Genomic DNA, 16,829 nt, shown 5'->3' on the forward strand with positions numbered 1-16,829 from the left:
GCACCACACAGGCAATTGTGCCCGCGGGATTGGGGCCAAAGGCGTTAAAACACCCACGGCATTGTCCAGGTTTCACTCAGCACCCTGTCGTCATATTGCAGGAAGGCCCGTAAATTTGAACTTTGGGCATCACCTGTCCCAATCAGATCAAAGATCACGCGAACCCCACCGTTTTCCGAATCCTTCATGATACGGACATTACGTATTTCGGCATTGGACGCGCTGATATTGGCTTTAAGATTGTCGAGGTCAGCCAGATAATATTCAAGCTCTTCACCGGCAAAATTCAGGATGAAACGGGTTGCCGCCTGCGCGTCATCACCCTCAGACTGGATACGCATGATGCGCGTATCTGTCGCCTGTGACAGCTTGTGCAGGTCGCTTCCATCCTGTGTTGCCGCAATCTTATATTCGAATGTCAGCTCGGTTCCCGCCTCGGGCTTGTTCTGCGGGACCCAGAAGGCGACAATATTGTCGTTACCTTCGCTCGGGCTTGGTATCTCGACCAGTTCGACATGCCCTTTGCCCCAATCGCCTTTTGGCGTCACCCAATATCCCGGCTGCTGATCGAAACGGGTATCGAGATCCTGATAATGGTCAAAGTTCCGGTCACGCTGCAAAAGCCCGAAGCCGCGCGGATTTTCATCCAGGAACGAACTGATTTGCAGATTTGCCGGATTATCAAGCGGCCGCCAAAGCCATTCATTTTTACCGTTATTGATCAAAAGACCATCACTTGAATGAACTTCACCACGATAATCATCAAGGCGGCGGCGCTTCTGTTCGCCATAAAGGAACATGCTGTTCAATGGCGCAAGGCCGATCTTTTCGACACGATCGCGGAAAAACAGGGTGCTGCTGACATCGACTTTGCTGTTGTTACCCGGGCGAATATCAAACCGATAGGCACCGGTTACGCGCACGCTATCAAGAAGCGCAAATACCGTGATCGTGCGCTCGCCTTGTTTGGGCGCCACGATCCAGAATTCACGAAACACCGGAATTTCTTCGCCGGACGGACCGGCAAGATCAATGGTCAGGCCGCGTGCCATCTGCCCGGCAACCTGATCACGCCCCAGAATGCGGAAATAGGAAGCGCCAAGGAAGGTCGCCAGTTCGTCACTGCCTGCAACATTCCCCAACGGATACCGCAGACGGAAACCGGCATATCCCTGTGTGGAGAAATCATTACCCGAAAGGCCGGTCTCGCCAAAATCGAACAATCCGGCAGAATAGGGAACAGCCTGCACCTGACCTTCACGAATAAGGTTTATGGCAACCGGCACGTCATACATGTTGCCCGGATGATAAAGGTCCAGTGCGAAACCCGAATTCGCCTGACTGAAAAATGCCTTCTCGGATTTAAATCGGATCTTCGCATAATTATCGGAGCTAAGATTTGCCAGTGCTTCGGGCAGCTCACGATGCGGATTCTCGAACGGTTGCTTTGCAAGATTGCGCGCCCGCTCGATCACCTGTGCGGGATCAAAGGCCACTGGCACGGAAACCGCCGGTTTTTCAACCGTCTCTGGCGCCGCCGCACCCTCAGCAGGTTGCACAGGATTTTCAGCAGAATTATCAGCAGGGGTTTGGGCACTATCCGCCGCCGGCTCTGTGCTTTCTGCTGCCGGGCTGGCCGTCTCGGCCTGTACGGGTACAGCAGGCTGCTCGCCTGACGAAGTTTCGGTCGTGGTGCTGCTATCCTGCGCGTGTACCGGGCCACTCGCCCCAAACGTTAAAAACCCCGCCAGCGCAACCGCAAGCAGAGCATGAACCGAGACACTGGTGACACGCTTTTGAAATCTGTACATATTTCCCGTCTGAGTTTTCCAACTGATCGGCGAATTTCCCGCCAAAGATGTTTTGCTTAAAGAACGGGGCAGCAATGTGACAGCATATTGATAAGAATCCGGTGCTGCCAGCATTTCAAATTCCGTATCGCGCGTCTTTACGCCTGTCCTGACCAGTCTCAAAGCGGCATTTTTGCATGGGCTATCATGCTGGAAAGCAGTGATTTCCAGCTTGACTAGAAAGAAAAAATTTTATGCGGTGCAATGATTAACGGATCGCCACAGACGCGGTCTTTAAATCACCCTGCAACATTCTGGGTGATACGCCGTATTTCTGCAAAATAGCCCGCGCAAGTGCTGTCGAACTGCGATACCCGACCTCGCCCGCGACGAATTGCAAACGCTGCCCCGCCTGCAAAAGCGCATGGGCGCGCTCAAGGCGGATGGTTTGCAAAAATTCCCCGGGAGATATTCCAAGCAAATCTCTGAATAACTGCGCAAAAGCCGCACGCGACATGCCTGCCAGCTCCGCCTGACTTTCAACCGACCAACCGTGCCCCGGACGATTGTAAAGTGCCCCAACGACACGCGAAATTCTTGGATCACGCAAAGCAGATAGGATACCCGCGCGCATCAATCCATGCTTTTGGCAATGTCGCATCACCATCAGGAATAACAGATCAATCAGGAGATTGACGGCTGTTCGCGTCCCCGGCTGAATCTCAAAAGCTTCGTTAAAAAGCTGCCCGGTGATCATTTCCAGCCCCGGCATCTCATCAAATGTCAGGACAAGGCAATCAGGAATCCCAAGCAGGGCCGGACCGGGTCCAGCATCATGAAAAAGCAAATTCGCGCATACGATGCCCGATCCCGTTTTCGGGGTTTCAATCTCATGGCGGGTAGCTTTTCCAAAAAGGATCAATCCCGGACGATCCAGAAAATGTGTCTGACGACCATCTATGAACACACGAACCGAGCCGCTACGCAAAACATGCAATATGCCCTGTTGAATAAGCGGCTTGTCATCTCGCCCCTGATGATCGCTGCGACCACACAAAGTTCCGGTGAAAAACGCATTTCCACGCGGATGGTTCACACCAAAAACGTCGGACAGAATATCTCGTTCAGACAAATTGCGCGTTTGTTCAGACAACAAGTCACTCCCCCGCTGCTAGCTTGTCTCAGGATTTCAAGGCCATTTCTTGATGCCTCACATTATCGATAACCGGCCAGTCACAAGCCGGTGATCGACCGGGAAGGAGAACCTCAATGACGAACCGTAAATTCAATCTTCGGACTGCCGCACTTACGCTTGCAATTGGCGTCACCGCAATCGCTGGCATCGCCTCATTCGCAAGCCCCGCCATCGCCGCACAGGAAGTCAATATTGTCGAAGGCTATGCCTTGCATGGCTATGACCCCGTGGCTTATTTCACGGTTGGCAGTCCAACCTTGGGAAATTCTGATTTTGTCGCTGAACATGACGGCGCGAAATATCGTTTTGCCAGCGCGGAAAATCGTGATCAATTTAATGCTGATCCGGAAAAATATGCACCGCAATATGGCGGTTTCTGTGCATTCGGTACCGCGATGGGCCGCAAATTTGATGGTGATCCGACCGCATGGCGGATTGTGGATAACAAGCTTTATCTCAACCTGAACAAAGAAATTCAGGCACGCTGGCTGGCAGATATTCCGGGCTTCGTCCGGGGTGCTGATCACAACTGGGATATCATCCGTTCTATCGAAGACGCAAAACTTGCCGACGAAGCAATGGCACCCAAAAACCTGACGATTGGCGCCCAGTAATACCGAAATACGGTTCCTGATCTTTTTTGGCCATGAACGGAAACGGGCCGGTTCACGTCATGAACCGGCCCGTTTAATTTCAGATGACTGCGAATGCCGACCTGAAAACAAATCCCGTACTAGTAACCGACGGCACAACCGTCTTTTCGCGGATCAGAACCGGCAACATATCCGGCATCGGTTTTCGCAATAAGCTGCGCTCCGCCAAAACCGAAATTGGTGCTGTCGGGGGCCTCAACCTTGATCGCATGCCCCTTGGCTTTCAGGGAATCAATCACATCAGCCCCGACCGAGGACTCAACGGCAACCTCAAGCCCGGAAAGCGCCTGCCAGCGCGGCGCATCTGCCGCCGTTTGCGGGTCCTGCCCCCAAAGCTGGGTGCGAAGCGTCATCTGCAAATGGCCCTGTGACTGCATCGGGCCGCCCATCACGCCAAAGCTCATGACCGGGTTGCCGTCGTCCCCCATCAGGAAACCCGGAATAATCGTCTGGAACGGGCGTTTTCCGCCTGCCACCTGATTGGGATGACCATCTTTCAGGGTGAAACCGAAACCACGGTTTTGCAGGCTGATCGATGTGCCCGGCACGACAACACCGGACCCGAAACCCATATAGTTCGACTGGATGAACGACACCATCATGCCGCTTTCATCCGCCGCCGTGACATAGACCGTGCCACCATGCTTGGGCGCACCGGCCTTGAAATCCTGCGCCTTGTTGGCATCAATCAATGCCGCACGCGATTTCAGATAATCATCGGACAGCAGATGTTCGACCGTCACGTCACGCATGTGATCCAGATCGGCGACATATTCATGCATATCCGCAAAGGCGAGCTTCATCGCCTCGATCTCAAGATGCAGGGCCTCGACCGAGTCCGGTGCATGATCGGCAATGTTGGTATGACGCAAAATACCAAGCGCAATCAGGGCTGAAATGCCCTGTCCGTTTGGCGGGATTTCATGCAGCTTGACCTTGCCAAAGCTTTGCGAAATCGTTCCAACCCAGTCGGTTTTATGATTGCCAAGATCATCCTCGGTAAGCACCGCACCATTTTCCTTGGCAAAAGCCGCAATTTTGGCCGCCAGCCGCCCGCGATAGAAACTCTCGCCACCGGTTTCGGCAATATCTGTCAGGCTTTCCGCAATCGCACGGTTGATGAACAATTCACCCGCCTTCGGTGCCTTGCCACCGGGCAGAAACGCCTCGGCAAAGCCCGGTTGCTTGCCCAAAAGATTGCCGCCCTTTTCCCAAAGGGTTGCAATGATCGGCGATACGGCAAAACCACGGCTGGCATATTCGATGGCTGGCTCGAACAGTTTTTCAAACGGCAATTTGCCGAACTTGTCGGAAATTTCGCGCCAGGCCGAAACCGCCCCCGGTACGGTCACAGATTCCCAGCCGCGCTGCGGCATGGCATCCGCCCCGGCAAAGCGTTCCGGCGACCATGCCGCAGGCGCACGACCCGATGCATTAAGGCCATGCAGCTCCTTGCCATCCCAGATGATCGCATAGGCATCCGAACCAAGCCCGTTGCCGGTCGGCTCAAGCACCGTCAATGCGATGGCAGAAGCCAATGCAGCATCGGCGGCATTTCCGCCCGCCAGCAACATGCGCAAACCGGCCTGTGCGGCCAATGGCTGGGATGTCGATACAACATTGCGCGCAAGCACCGGCGAGCGGCGTGAGGCATAAAGCGCGTCATGACGAAGTTTCATTGGAGTCTCCTGATCGGCTTAATCGCCGTCCTGTTCATCGGTGGCGGGACGGTTCTTTTTGCGCATTTTAAGGATGGAACGGACACTGAAGATAACCGACAGCAACGCTGCCGCCAGAAGGACGGCTGAAATCGGTCGGGTAAAGAAAGTCATCCAGTCGGGATCACTCATCAATGCGCGGCGTAAATTGGTTTCGGCAATCGGCCCCAGGATCACACCCAGCACCAGCGGTGCCAGCGGATAATCAAGGCATTTAAGGCCATAGCCAACCAACCCGATAATCCCCAGAAGATACAGGTCCGTCACACGGTTATTAAGCGCAAACGCCCCAATAACGCAGCAAATGATGACGGTCGGCACGATGAACTGTTTGGGAATGTCGGTCACCCGCAGGAACAGGCGCATGGAAGCAACACACACCACCAGCATCATCAGGCTTGAAACGATCATGGCAATGAACATGCCATAGGCCAGATCGGCATGATCCATGATCAGGCGCGGGCCGACTGAAATGCCGTGCACCATAAGCGACGCCATCAGAATAGCATCAACCGCAGACCCCGGAATGCCAAGCGCAATCATCGGGATCAGACCACCACCCGCCGTGGCAGAATTCCCTGCCTCGGACGCAACCACACCATCGGCACAGCCTTCACCGAATTTTTCCGGATTTTTGGAACTGCGTTTGGCCTGATCATAGGCCAGCAGGTTGGCGATGGATCCACCCGCACCGGGCAGGGCCCCAATCAGCACCCCGATCATCGATGACCGGAACAGATTGACCGGCGCCATCAGGACTTCGCGCATGACTTTCCATGTCTTGAAGTCGATGACATCGGGGATCAGTGCCTGATTGGCCTTCTTGCCATGAATTTCGACTTCGCTCAGAAGCTGGCTGATCGCGAAAATACCAATCAGCACCACAAGGAACGGCAAGCCCGGCATCAGAAGATCGGTGTCAAAGGTCAGGCGCGATTTGCCCATCATCGGGTCCGGGCCGATGGTCGCAATGCCAAGGCCAATGACGCCCGCGATCAAACCACGGATTAACGAGTTTCCGACAAGGCTTGCGACAATCGTCAGTGCAAAGACGATCAGCGCGAAATATTCCCACGGGCCAAGCTTGACCGCAATCAGTGCCAGCGGCGGGGCGGCCACGATCAGAACGATGGTCGAAATCACCGTCCCGAAGAACGATGCCCATACACCCAGTGAAAGGGCCCGGCCCGGTTCCCCCTTGCGCGCCATCGGAAAGGCATCAAAGGTCGTGGCAACCGAACTTGGTGTTCCGGGAATGCCCAGAAGGGCGGCACTGATCAGGCCACCGGTATACCCACCGACATAAACCGACAGCATCACCGAAACACCCTGCAATGGTTCCATCGCAAAGGTCAGCGGCAGGGTCAGAATGATTGCCATTGTCACGGTAAAACCGGGGATGGCCGCGGCAACAATCCCGGCAACCGACCCGATCAGCATGTATGTCAGGGTATCAAAGGCAAATACCTGATGGGCCCCGGCAAGAAACGCATCCAGCATAATTTAAACTTTCCCGCCTAACCCGCGAACAGAACGCCGCGCGGTAAGAACACATTGAAAACTTCTGCAAACAGCAGGTTCAACCCGACCGAAAAAATCAGGGCGGCGATGATGGACTGAATGACGGTTCGTCGCGAAACACCCGCGATCATCAACTGCGCAATCAGCAAAAAGACAAAACTCGCAAGCGAGAACCCGGTCCACGGCAGAACGCCAAGATAAACCGCAAACAGCGCAAACAGGCCGATGGATACCCGACGCACATAAAGCCACTGGGTAAAGGCAGCCCCCACACCCGCAAGGCCCCCAGCCCGCACGATTTCAATGATCGAGCGAATAGCAGCAATCAGGCAAAGCACCGCCAGCAGCGCAAAGACAAGTTTCGGGAAGGTGCCCGCCCCCAGCGGTTCCCAGCGTGACGTCGGCAAACCGGCCGCCATCGAGGACAGAACAACAGAAACGCCACCAAAAACGATATAGGAGATCAGCCGCGCCAATTCGGTGCGGGCGCGCGAAGCAGCGGATACACCTGTATCCGCTGCTGCTGCCTCCGTCACCTTGACGGTCATCCTTCGAGCTTGCCTACAAGCTTCGCGATGGTCGCGTTAAGCTTTTCAAGATAGGCGCTGTATTTTTCCTGACCATAGAACACCGGATCGGCACCAGCATTTTTCATCAGCTTGATCACGTCTTCGCGCTGCATGACCTTTTCGATATGGGCTTCAAGCGCATCAACGGTTTCCTGCGGCGTCCCTTTCGGCAGAACCACACCACGCGTGATCACCAGCTCGGCATCCATGCCAAGTTCCTTAAGCGTCGGAACGTCCGGTGCATCATCGGTACGTTCCTCGGTACCAACGGCTGCATAAATCAGATCACCATTGTCGACGAACTGCTTGGCCGACGAAATATCGCCAATCGCAATATCGATGTTGCCACCCATCAGCGCGCGGATACGCTCACCCGTATCGGTGTAACCGACATAGGAAAACTGAAGCCCCATGGCTTCTTCGATCATCGCGATATGAACATGCGGAATCCCGCCCAGCGTCACACCGGCGCGAACGGCACCCGGATGCGCCTTGGCATAGGCAACCAGTTCTTCAAAGTTCGAGAAATTGTCGTTCTTCGACAGCGTCAGATATTGCGGCGAGGACGCCACCAGCGCGACCGGAATGAAGCTGTCCCAGTTAAGCTCGGTAATCCCGGTCTGGTTCGATACCAGAAGACCTTCGTGAATCTGCGAAATGGTATAACCATCTGCCGGGCGTTTGGCGAATTCGGCAAGGCCGACATTGCCACCCACGCCGGGCATGTTGATAACCGGTACGGCCTGACCGGTTTCTTCGGTAAGGCCCTGGGCAACGATACGCATCAGCGTGTCACTGCCACCACCCGGGCCCCACGGCACGATAAATTCAATCGGTTTTTCGGGATAGCTCTGCGCCTGCGCGGGTGCGGCAAAGGCAGCGGCCATCAAACCGGCGGCTACGGCAATCTTGCGGAACATATGTTCTGCCTCCTGATGAGATTTGATACCTGAGTCTGAACCAATTTATATTTGGTTTGTTCATTTTGTCGCCATATTGTTGGCATTCTTGCATTTGGTTCGCAACTATTAAATCTGGTTAATGCTGATTAATTGCCAGATTAAGCTGATTAACAGCGCAAAACATTTGCCAACTACGACCAATCAGAGTTAGTACCAATACACCTAGATAGTCATTATTGGTTTGGATTGGTTCATCATGATTGAAATCGAAGGCACCATGAGCCTGTATCTGCTGTGGGGTGCAGCAATGCTGTTTGCCGGCATCGTTGGCGGCATCATGGCCGGGCTTCTGGGCGTCGGCGGCGGCATCGTCATTGTGCCGGTGCTGTATCATTTCCTGACCACCATGGGTGTGGATGAAAGCCTGCGCATGCAGGTTGCGGTTGCCACCTCGTTAACGACGATTATCGCCACCGCGATTTCATCCACCCGAAGCCATTACAAAAAGGGATCGGTCGATATCGCCCTGCTCAAACACTGGGGCCCGGCAATTGTCGTCGGTGTCCTGATTGGCACCGCGATTGGCGGTTTTGCCGATGGCCGGGTTCTGACCATTGTCTTTGCCGTCGTGGCCCTGCTGGTCGCGGCCAACATGATGCTGGTCCGCGATCGCGAAACCGATACCCAGAAAAATCCGCCCAAATCCGTCTGGGCCGTTCTTGGCGTCATCGCAGGCAGCCTGTCGGCCATGATGGGGATCGGCGGCGGCACGATCTGCGTGCCGGTGCTCAGCTTCCTTGGATATGACATCCGCCGTGCGGTGGGCACATCGGCCGCAATCGGCCTGATCATCGCCCTGCCCGGCACCATCGGTTATGCGATGTCCGGCATCGGCGTTGACGGACGTCCGCCCTTCTCGCTGGGCTATGTGAACGTTCTGGCCGCGGCCCTGCTGATCCCGATGACGGTTCTTTTCGCACCGGTTGGCGCACGCATCGCACATTCCATCCCGAGACGGGCGCTGCGCATCTGTTTTGGCCTGTTTCTGGCCATCACATCATTGCGCATGTTCTATGATCTGATTTCCTGATATCTGATTGGGATTGATGCTGTTCCGAACCGATGAAACCGCAAGGGTGCAAAACGCGGGCGACGGTTTGGAACAGATAAGATTTAAACGTCCAGATAACGATAAAAAAAGCCATGAATGACATAGCAACCCAGGACTTGGCAGAAAAGCTGAGAACAAGCTTTGCCGCGGGAGAATTCGTCAAGGACGGGCGCGTCATCGCCGAACGCGAACTGGCCGAACAGCTTGATGTCGGGCGTCGGGCGCTGCGCAAGGCACTCGATCAGCTTGAATCTGATGGCCTGATCTGGCGTCGTCAGGGTCAGGGCACCTTTGTCGGCACCCCACCCACACCACGCCTGCGCAAGCTTGAAGGACTGGCCACCCGAACAAGCCCGTTTGAAATCATGGAAGTCAGGCAGGAGATCGAGCCATCCATGGCCCGGTTTGCCGCCCTTCGCGCCTCTCAGGCCGATATCGACACCATGCGCACCATGGTCGAAAACGCCGCCAAGGCCCAAAATCAGGGCGAATATGAAAAATGGGACGCGGCATTCCATCAGAAACTGGCCGAAAGTGTCCGCAACACGCTGTTTCTGGCAGTGTTCGAAGCCGTCAGTGCCGTCCGGCGCGAAGCCGCATGGGCCCGCATGCGCGAAAGCAGCCATTCGGATCGCCTGATCAATGACCTAAGCACCCAGCATCGCGAAATCGTCGATGCCATCGAACAGCGCGACCCCAAACGCGCAGAAGACGCCATGCGCCGTCATCTGGTTCAGGTCGAACAGGCGTTAAAGCAAATCTGACCGGAAATTTGATCGTCGATCACTCCACCGGCGCAAATGCGGCAAATATCCCGTCGTAGGTTTTCACCGGCGGGCTGGCATACGCCCCCGCCTTGCTGGTCTGAAGCCCAAGCATCCCCATCGCCTCGATCAGCTTGACCGCCGCACTGACCCCGTCAATCACCGGCACGCCAAGCTCGGCCTGCAGACGCTCAGCAATATCCGTCATCCCGGCACAACCCAGAACAATCGCCTCGGCACCATCTTCGGCAAGGCAGTTTTCCGCCGACATTTTCAGTGCCAGATACGCCATATCCGCATTTTCGCCATCGAAATCGAGTGTGCGAACACCCGCCGCCCGCACCACACATTGCGATGATGCCCCGTATTTCGACACCAGATGTTCAAGCGGCCGCACCGATACCGCCATCGGGGTGACAATGGCAAAGCGCGATGCAACAATCGCCGCAAACCGAAGGGCCGCCTCACATAGCCCCATCACCGGTGCCTTGGTCAAACAGCGCGCGGCATCAACACCGGTATCGTCAAAACACGCCACGACATATCCGCTGATCTTCCCGCCCGATGCCCCGTCTGCCTCAAGCCCGCGCATCGCGGCAAGCAATCCGACACTTGCAAATGCCTCGTCATAGTAACCCTCAATACTGGCCGGGCCGAATTGCGGATTAAGCGCCATAACCTCGGTCCCCGCTGCAACAATACGGCGTGCTTGGGCACCAACCTTTTCGGTAAACCCGACCGACATATTGGGATTGATAACCGCGATCCGGGTCATGCCTTTTGCCCCTTGCGATGACGCAGGATCAGGACCGAACCGAGCGCAATGGCAATCACCACAAACGAAAAGCCCGTCGTCACCGTGCCCAGCGCATAAAGCACCGGTGTCGTCACATTTGTCGTCATCCCGTAAATCTCAAGCGGCAGGGTATTAAGCGCGCCCGCCGTCATCAGGGTCCGGGCAAACTCGTCATAGGACAGGGTAAAGGAAAACATCGCGACCCCGATCAGGCTGGGGGCCACCATCGGCAAAACGATATGCCAGATGGTTTGCCAACTGCTCGCCCCCAGATCGCGCGCCGCTTCCTCATAGGACGGATCAAACCGGTTAAACACGGCAAACATGATCAGAAGCCCGAACGGGAAGGTCCATGTCAGATGCGCGCCAAGGGCCGATGTAAACCATTGCGGTTGCCAGCTCACGATATTGAACAGCAATCCGATGCCAAGCGAAATCAGGATCGAGGGCACGATCAGGCTGGCAATCGCCAGATAGAAAATCACGCTGTCCCCCTTGAACCGCTTGCGAAACGCCAACCCCGCCATGAAGGACACCAGAACCGTCACCAACATGACAATCAGGCCAAGCTTGAGAGATCGCAGGAACGATCCGCCAAAATCCCCGACCGCCTGCTGTTCAAACAGGTTGCCGAACCAATGGGCCGAAAACCCATTCATCGGGAAGGTCAGACCACCATTTTCACCCTGAAATGACAGGATAAAGATCGTCAGCATCGGCCCATACAGAAACAGCACAAACAGCGCAAAGAAAGCCGCCAGAAAATAGAAACTTGTCGGACGCTTTTCACGGGTCTTCGCCATCTCAAAGCTCCTTCCTGATATCGACCATGCGCAGCAACGCCGTCACGATCAAAAGCACGGTCACCAGAAGCACCACCGCACTGGCCGCCGCCGCCGGATATTGCAGCAACCCGATTTCATTGGAAATCTGAAGCCCGACCGACGCACTCTGCCCGCCACTCATCAAACGCACCGTGATGAAATCCCCCATCACGACCGTGATGACAAAGATCGAACCGATTGCAATACCGGGCTTTGATAGCGGCACAATCACGTGGCGCAGGGTTTCAAACCCCGATGCCCCGGCATCACGCGCCGCCTCGATCAGGGAACGGTCAATGCGCATCATCGAATTGAAAATCGGCACCACCATAAACAGGGTGTAAAGATGCACATCCGCCAGAACGACCGCAAAATCCGAAAACAGCAGGAATTCAAGCGGTTCATCCACAATCCCCAGCCCCATCAGGGCCGAATTCAAAAGCCCGTTGCGCCCCAGAAACGGAATCCACGAAATCATGCGAATGATGTTCGATGTCCAGAACGGGATCGTGCACAACATGAACAGGACAATCTGCCATGTCAGGCTGCGCACATGAAACGCCAGGAAATAGGCAACCGTGAACCCGATCAGAAGCGTGAAGCCCCAGGTCAGGGCAGCATATTTGAAGGTATTAAGGTAAATCTGCCAGGTCACCGATGACCCCAGCAGATATTTGTAATTTTCAAAAATGAAGTCGGGCAGAATGCGGTATTCGTCATAATCCCAGAAACTGACGACAATAATCGTCAGCAACGGCACGACCAGAAAGATCGCAAAGATCAGCGCCATCGGCGAGATCAGGAAATACGACGATCGTTTGGACATATCAAACGCCATTGTCTGCCCTTTGAACCGGAAAAATCATCAAAGAAATCAGGATATCGGGCGCAACCAAAGCTGCGCCCGATCAAATTCAGATGCCCTTAGGCAGCAATGAATTCGTTCCACTTGCGGACCATGTGCTTGTTCTCGTCCATGACAGAGTTCCAGCACGCAACCGATCCCATGCGTTCCTCGTACGAACCGCCATCGCGAACCGCACCGGCCTTTTCCATGACCTTGCCATCCGGGCTAAGGATATCGCCCTGGGCTTCCTTGCCTTCCATCCAGAAGCCCCATTCGTCTTCGGACATGAATTTCTGTGCCGTTGCCGGGGCGGCGCTGTAATAACCCTGACGGTTAAGATACGCCCCGACCCAGCCCGACAGGTACCAGTCGATATATTCATACGCCGCCTCAAGTTCGAGGCCGGTCAGGTGCTTGGCAAGACCAATGCCACCACCCCATGCACGATACCCTTCCTTAAGCGGCTGGTATTTGCACGCAATGCCCTTGGACCGAACGGCGGCAACGGCAGGCGACCACATCGACTGGATCACGACTTCACCCGATGCCATCAGGTTGACCGACTCATCAAAGCTCTTCCAGAAGGCGCGGAACTGACCGGCTTTCTTGGCATCGATCATGATCGCAATCGTCTTGTCGATTTCTTCCTGGGTCATGTTGCCCTTGTCACCATAGGTGATTTCGCCCATGGCTTCGCAAACCATGGCGGCATCCATGATCCCGATGGACGGAATATTCAGGATCGATGCCTTGCCCTTGAAGGCCGGGTCAAGCAGATCGGCCCAGCTATTGATCGGACGTTCGATCAGGTCGGGGCGAATGCCCAGCGTATCCGCATTGTAAATCGTCGGGACAAGGGTCATCCACTGGGTCGGTGCAGATGCAAATTCGACACTGTCGGCACCTTCAACAAAGCCAACCGTGTGCGGTGCCGTGCCCTGTGCAATCTCGGAATCCGGGGTCAGTTTGCCATCGATGAACAGCTTGGAGATATACTGATAGTTTTTAAGCTTGGTGGTATCCATCGGCTGCATGGTGCCCGCCGGGAAAACCTTTTTACAGATCCAGTATTCGATATCGGCAATATCAAACGATTTCGGCTGGGTGACCGCACGCTGCGCAACCGCATCGGAATCAAGGGCCGTCATCTGAAGCGTGAAACCAAGGTCTTCCTTAACCTTGTCGGCAACCGCGTTGATGTTTGAAACACCCGTACCGAACTGGCGCAATGTCACATCCTTGATGTTCTGCGCCCAGATGGTCGGGAAACCGGTGATCGCACCTGAACCAATCGCGACACCGGCAGTCGCAGCCGCCCCTTTAACAAAACCGCGGCGGGTGACTTCCTTGGTCGAAAGCAGGCTTTTCGTCGGTTTGGAATTGTCGGTCGTCATGTGAAGCTCCTGATAAATGATGTTTTTTTAGGCCAGAACATGCGCGTGTTCGGGTTTCCAATAGGCGATGAACTTTTCCTTCCGGCGCACGGGCGCCTGCCGAAATTCACTTTCGGTCTTCATCAGGGTGATTTCCTTGCCGTCATTGGTCGTCGCCACAATCCGCACCCAAAGGCCAAGATACTCGACCGTTGTGATTTCGACGGGAATCTGACCGTTTTCGGCATCACCGGGCGCTGTTTCACCCAGTCCGATCAGGTCGGTACGAATTGTGAATTCAAGATCCTCGCCCGTGGCACCACCGCCATAACCGGGCAGGAAGAAACTATCGGGACCACGGCTCAGAAGGGTTCCCGCCGGGCTGCTTTCCGAAACCGTTCCCTTGAAGATATTCTGACCGCCCATGAAATTGGCGATGAAGCGCGAACGCGGCTTGTTGAATATTTCCTCAGGCGTGCCTTTCTGGCGAATGACACCGTCTTCCATGACAACAACCATATCCGAAAGCGCCAGCGCCTCGTCCTGGGCATGGGTGACATGGACAAACGTGATGCCAAGCTCCTGCTGAAGGCGGCGCAATTCATCGCGCATCCGCGCCCGCAGGAACGGATCAAGCGCTGAAAGCGGCTCGTCAAGCAACAGGACGGAGGGCTGCGTGATCAAGGCCCGTGCAAGCGCAATGCGCTGCTGCTGCCCACCCGAAAGCTGATCGGGCTTGCGATCCGCAAACTTTTCCATATGGACACGCGCCAGCATTTCCTTGGCCCGCTCGTTGCGCTCTGCCGGGGAAACGCCCTGCATCCGCAGACCAAACGCGACATTTTCCATGCAGGTCATATGCGGAAACAACGCATAATTCTGGAACATCATCGCCGTGCCGCGCTTGACAGGCGGAAGCTCGGTCACATTGCGATCCCCGATCAGAAGATCACCTTCGCTGATCACCTCATGCCCGGCGATCATGCGCAATGTCGTGGTTTTGCCGCAGCCGGATGGACCAATCAGGCAGCAATAGGCCCCTGCCGGTATCTTGAGGTCGATCGATTTGACTGCGATGGTACTGCCGTAATGCTTACTGACAGCGATCAACTCAATGGCCCCGTTACCCTTCATGCGCCCACCCGTTACTGCATGCAAAATTGTTAACAATCCATATTTTCGATTGTAGGCAAATTGCATGCCATTTTCAGGATCGGCGGTTTTCCGCGAAACGCACACAAAACCCCAAGGCGACAAAACCGGCCAATGCCCGATTCATACGCAACTTGTGCGCAATTTTTGCGCAGCAGCATTCTTTTGATTAAACCTGATGCAATGCCATTCCGACTCACCCAAAAGGACAGTCGCATTTTTTTGTTTTGCAGATCGTCAACAATTTTGTAGAAAAGAATTGACCCCTCGAATGAACAACCGGAAAGACGCGCCGCGATGGCCAACCCTGCACAGCCCACCCCCTATAAAGGCAGCGGTAAACTTCGCCCGGAAGAACTGATTTATCGGGAAATGCTCGACGCCATTCTTGACCGGCGGCTGGAACCAGGCATGAAACTGATCGAAGAAGATCTCGCCAAAACCTTCTCGGTCAGCCGGGCGCGCATCCGGGCCACATTTTTGCAGCTCGCACATGACAAGCTGATCAATCTGGTCCCAAATCGCGGTGCCTTCATCGCCGAACCGACCATTGACGAGGCGATAGAGGTCTTTTCGGCGCGCCGCATGATCGAGGATGGGGTGGTCCGCAAAATCGCCGCCAACATGACGCCCGACCGGGCAAGCCAGATCCGCGAACATCTGGAACGCGAACATCAGGCCCATCACGCCGGCGATCACCGCGCCGCCATTATCCTGTCGGGGGAATTCCACCTTTTGCTGGCACGCCTTGCTGGCAATCTGGTGATCGAGGAATTTCTGGAACGCCTGATCCTGCGAAGCTCGCTGATCATTGCGATGTATGAAAGCCCGCAACCGGTTGATTGCTCTCACTCGGAACATGAAAGCCTTTTGAACGCCCTTCTGGACGGCGACCCGGATGTGGCGGCCGCTGAAATGGCCAAACACCTTGATGCCATTCGCGACCGGTTGCAGCTTCAACGCCCCAAACCGGCCAAAACCGATTTCGCCAGCATCTTTGGCCGAAATCCCAAATCGGTTGCCAGCTAATCCGGCCAGTGATGGGTCGGGATTTTCAAATATCAGCACCCGTTATCGGCTTCCGTGAAGTCATGGGGCGGACCGCGCAGCTTCCGCCCGAACACGCCAGAAATCCTTGGCCAGAAATCCCTAGCCAGTAATCCTTGGCCGTAATGCGCGGCACAACACAGCGCAGCACTATACGGCACGGGCATACACGCCCGCAGACTACTGACACAGTATGCCCAACCAGAACATCATTCCCACGACGGCGGGAATCCATTCTGTTTCAATGGGATATGGATTCCGGGTCTGCGCGCCGCTTTGCTCGAAATGGCGATTTTGATCCATTCCGGGCTTTGTCAGTAATCTGAATTCTGACGGGCCCACACGCCCGTCGCTTTCTCTGACCAAATATAATTGTATAAATTATCCAATGATACTTAACTGATTGAATCTCTACTTGCGGCTGCCGATGTCAATTTTGTCATATAATATGATATTTACATCGCCGCCCCGATTTCCTAAGCTGCGCCGAAGAAAACCGCGCAAATCGGGCGTTTGCAGATTACCGCAATCCACGGCCCAACCCTTTGCACGGTATCATCATACAAA

Annotated in this window: 15 protein-coding genes; 4 read left to right on the forward strand and 11 right to left on the reverse strand. The window is 55.0% G+C overall.

The window, feature by feature from the left end; translation table 11 throughout:
* Window positions 1–44: 44 nt before the first annotated feature.
* Entirely contained in the window at window positions 45–1,811 is a 1,767-nt protein-coding gene (locus tag TH3_RS19615) for an OpgD/OpgG family glucan biosynthesis protein (RefSeq protein ID WP_139328070.1), read from the reverse strand.
* Between the two features lie 247 nt (window positions 1,812–2,058).
* Window positions 2,059–2,943 (reverse strand): AraC family transcriptional regulator, encoded by an 885-nt coding sequence (locus TH3_RS19620; protein ID WP_007088647.1) that lies wholly within the window; start codon window positions 2,941–2,943, stop codon window positions 2,059–2,061.
* A 116-nt stretch (window positions 2,944–3,059) separates the two neighbouring features.
* On the opposite strand from TH3_RS19620, the gene TH3_RS19625 reads away from it, so the two are divergent.
* Window positions 3,060–3,599 (forward strand): YHS domain-containing (seleno)protein, encoded by a 540-nt coding sequence (locus TH3_RS19625; protein ID WP_007088646.1) that lies wholly within the window; start codon window positions 3,060–3,062, stop codon window positions 3,597–3,599.
* Window positions 3,600–3,718: 119 nt separating this feature from the next.
* On the opposite strand, the gene TH3_RS19630 is transcribed toward TH3_RS19625, so the two are convergent.
* From TH3_RS19630 to TH3_RS19645, 4 genes are read right to left on the reverse strand one after another with little or no spacing between them, the layout of a single operon-like run.
* Window positions 3,719–5,317, reverse strand: a complete 1,599-nt coding sequence (locus tag TH3_RS19630; RefSeq protein WP_007088645.1) for a gamma-glutamyltransferase family protein — start codon at window positions 5,315–5,317, stop codon at window positions 3,719–3,721.
* An 18-nt stretch (window positions 5,318–5,335) separates the two neighbouring features.
* Window positions 5,336–6,856, reverse strand: a complete 1,521-nt coding sequence (locus TH3_RS19635) for a tripartite tricarboxylate transporter permease (protein WP_007088644.1) — start codon at window positions 6,854–6,856, stop codon at window positions 5,336–5,338.
* A 17-nt stretch (window positions 6,857–6,873) separates the two neighbouring features.
* Complete coding sequence (locus TH3_RS19640) at window positions 6,874–7,425, reverse strand: tripartite tricarboxylate transporter TctB family protein (protein WP_007088643.1); 552 nt, start codon at window positions 7,423–7,425, stop codon at window positions 6,874–6,876.
* Window positions 7,422–8,366, reverse strand: coding sequence for a tripartite tricarboxylate transporter substrate binding protein (locus TH3_RS19645; RefSeq protein ID WP_007088642.1), 945 nt, complete (start codon window positions 8,364–8,366; stop codon window positions 7,422–7,424). The genes TH3_RS19640 and TH3_RS19645 overlap by 4 nt, the downstream gene beginning before the upstream one ends.
* A 238-nt stretch (window positions 8,367–8,604) precedes the next feature.
* Here TH3_RS19645 and TH3_RS19650 point away from each other — a divergent pair, with 238 nt between their 5' ends.
* Together TH3_RS19650 and TH3_RS19655 are read left to right on the forward strand one after the other, a co-directional pair.
* On the forward strand, window positions 8,605–9,438 hold the full coding sequence (locus TH3_RS19650) for a sulfite exporter TauE/SafE family protein (protein ID WP_007088641.1): 834 nt from the start codon (window positions 8,605–8,607) through the stop codon (window positions 9,436–9,438).
* A gap of 113 nt (window positions 9,439–9,551) precedes the next feature.
* Entirely contained in the window at window positions 9,552–10,223 is a 672-nt protein-coding gene (locus TH3_RS19655) for a FadR/GntR family transcriptional regulator (RefSeq protein ID WP_007088640.1), read from the forward strand.
* Window positions 10,224–10,242: 19 nt separating this feature from the next.
* Here the strand turns inward: TH3_RS19655 and TH3_RS19660 are convergent, their stop codons facing one another.
* The 5 genes from TH3_RS19660 to TH3_RS19680 all read right to left on the reverse strand — a co-directional run bounded on the left by TH3_RS19660 (window position 10,243) and on the right by TH3_RS19680 (window position 15,197).
* Window positions 10,243–10,998, reverse strand: a complete 756-nt coding sequence (locus tag TH3_RS19660) for an aspartate/glutamate racemase family protein (RefSeq protein ID WP_007088639.1) — start codon at window positions 10,996–10,998, stop codon at window positions 10,243–10,245.
* Window positions 10,995–11,822: an ABC transporter permease gene (locus TH3_RS19665; protein ID WP_007088638.1), complete on the reverse strand. Its 828-nt coding sequence runs from the start codon at window positions 11,820–11,822 to the stop codon at window positions 10,995–10,997. Before TH3_RS19665 ends, TH3_RS19660 begins: the two co-directional genes overlap by 4 nt.
* A gap of 1 nt (window position 11,823) precedes the next feature.
* The gene (locus TH3_RS19670) at window positions 11,824–12,669 is read right to left on the reverse strand and encodes an ABC transporter permease (RefSeq protein ID WP_223304904.1); all 846 of its coding nucleotides are present in this window, start codon (window positions 12,667–12,669) and stop codon (window positions 11,824–11,826) included.
* Between the two features lie 98 nt (window positions 12,670–12,767).
* Window positions 12,768–14,084 (reverse strand): ABC transporter substrate-binding protein, encoded by a 1,317-nt coding sequence (locus TH3_RS19675; protein WP_007088636.1) that lies wholly within the window; start codon window positions 14,082–14,084, stop codon window positions 12,768–12,770.
* A 27-nt stretch (window positions 14,085–14,111) separates the two neighbouring features.
* A complete protein-coding gene (locus tag TH3_RS19680) occupies window positions 14,112–15,197 on the reverse strand; it encodes an ABC transporter ATP-binding protein (RefSeq protein WP_007088635.1) in 1,086 nt (361 codons plus the stop codon).
* A gap of 315 nt (window positions 15,198–15,512) precedes the next feature.
* Here TH3_RS19680 and TH3_RS19685 point away from each other — a divergent pair, with 315 nt between their 5' ends.
* Window positions 15,513–16,244 (forward strand): GntR family transcriptional regulator, encoded by a 732-nt coding sequence (locus TH3_RS19685; RefSeq protein WP_007088633.1) that lies wholly within the window; start codon window positions 15,513–15,515, stop codon window positions 16,242–16,244.
* Window positions 16,245–16,829: the final 585 nt, after the last annotated feature.

This window comes from Thalassospira xiamenensis M-5 = DSM 17429 (genome assembly GCF_000300235.2).
GTDB classification, from domain to species: Bacteria; Pseudomonadota; Alphaproteobacteria; order Rhodospirillales; family Thalassospiraceae; genus Thalassospira; species Thalassospira xiamenensis.

Bases quoted from the DNA above. Each gene is read 5' to 3' on its own strand.
- TH3_RS19625 (WP_007088646.1), top strand. From the start codon at position 3,060: ATGACGAACCGTAAATTCAATCTTCGGACTGCCGCACTTACGCTTGCA.
- TH3_RS19645 (WP_007088642.1), bottom strand. From the start codon at position 8,366: ATGTTCCGCAAGATTGCCGTAGCCGCCGGTTTGATGGCCGCTGCCTTT.
- TH3_RS19640 (WP_007088643.1), bottom strand. From the start codon at position 7,425: ATGACCGTCAAGGTGACGGAGGCAGCAGCAGCGGATACAGGTGTATCC.
- TH3_RS19615 (WP_139328070.1), bottom strand. From the start codon at position 1,811: ATGTACAGATTTCAAAAGCGTGTCACCAGTGTCTCGGTTCATGCTCTG.
- TH3_RS19680 (WP_007088635.1), bottom strand. From the start codon at position 15,197: ATGAAGGGTAACGGGGCCATTGAGTTGATCGCTGTCAGTAAGCATTAC.
- TH3_RS19630 (WP_007088645.1), bottom strand. From the start codon at position 5,317: ATGAAACTTCGTCATGACGCGCTTTATGCCTCACGCCGCTCGCCGGTG.
- TH3_RS19635 (WP_007088644.1), bottom strand. From the start codon at position 6,856: ATGCTGGATGCGTTTCTTGCCGGGGCCCATCAGGTATTTGCCTTTGAT.
- TH3_RS19670 (WP_223304904.1), bottom strand. From the start codon at position 12,669: ATGTCCAAACGATCGTCGTATTTCCTGATCTCGCCGATGGCGCTGATC.
- TH3_RS19685 (WP_007088633.1), top strand. From the start codon at position 15,513: ATGGCCAACCCTGCACAGCCCACCCCCTATAAAGGCAGCGGTAAACTT.
- TH3_RS19665 (WP_007088638.1), bottom strand. From the start codon at position 11,822: ATGGCGAAGACCCGTGAAAAGCGTCCGACAAGTTTCTATTTTCTGGCG.
- TH3_RS19660 (WP_007088639.1), bottom strand. From the start codon at position 10,998: ATGACCCGGATCGCGGTTATCAATCCCAATATGTCGGTCGGGTTTACC.
- TH3_RS19655 (WP_007088640.1), top strand. From the start codon at position 9,552: ATGAATGACATAGCAACCCAGGACTTGGCAGAAAAGCTGAGAACAAGC.
- TH3_RS19650 (WP_007088641.1), top strand. From the start codon at position 8,605: ATGATTGAAATCGAAGGCACCATGAGCCTGTATCTGCTGTGGGGTGCA.
- TH3_RS19675 (WP_007088636.1), bottom strand. From the start codon at position 14,084: ATGACGACCGACAATTCCAAACCGACGAAAAGCCTGCTTTCGACCAAG.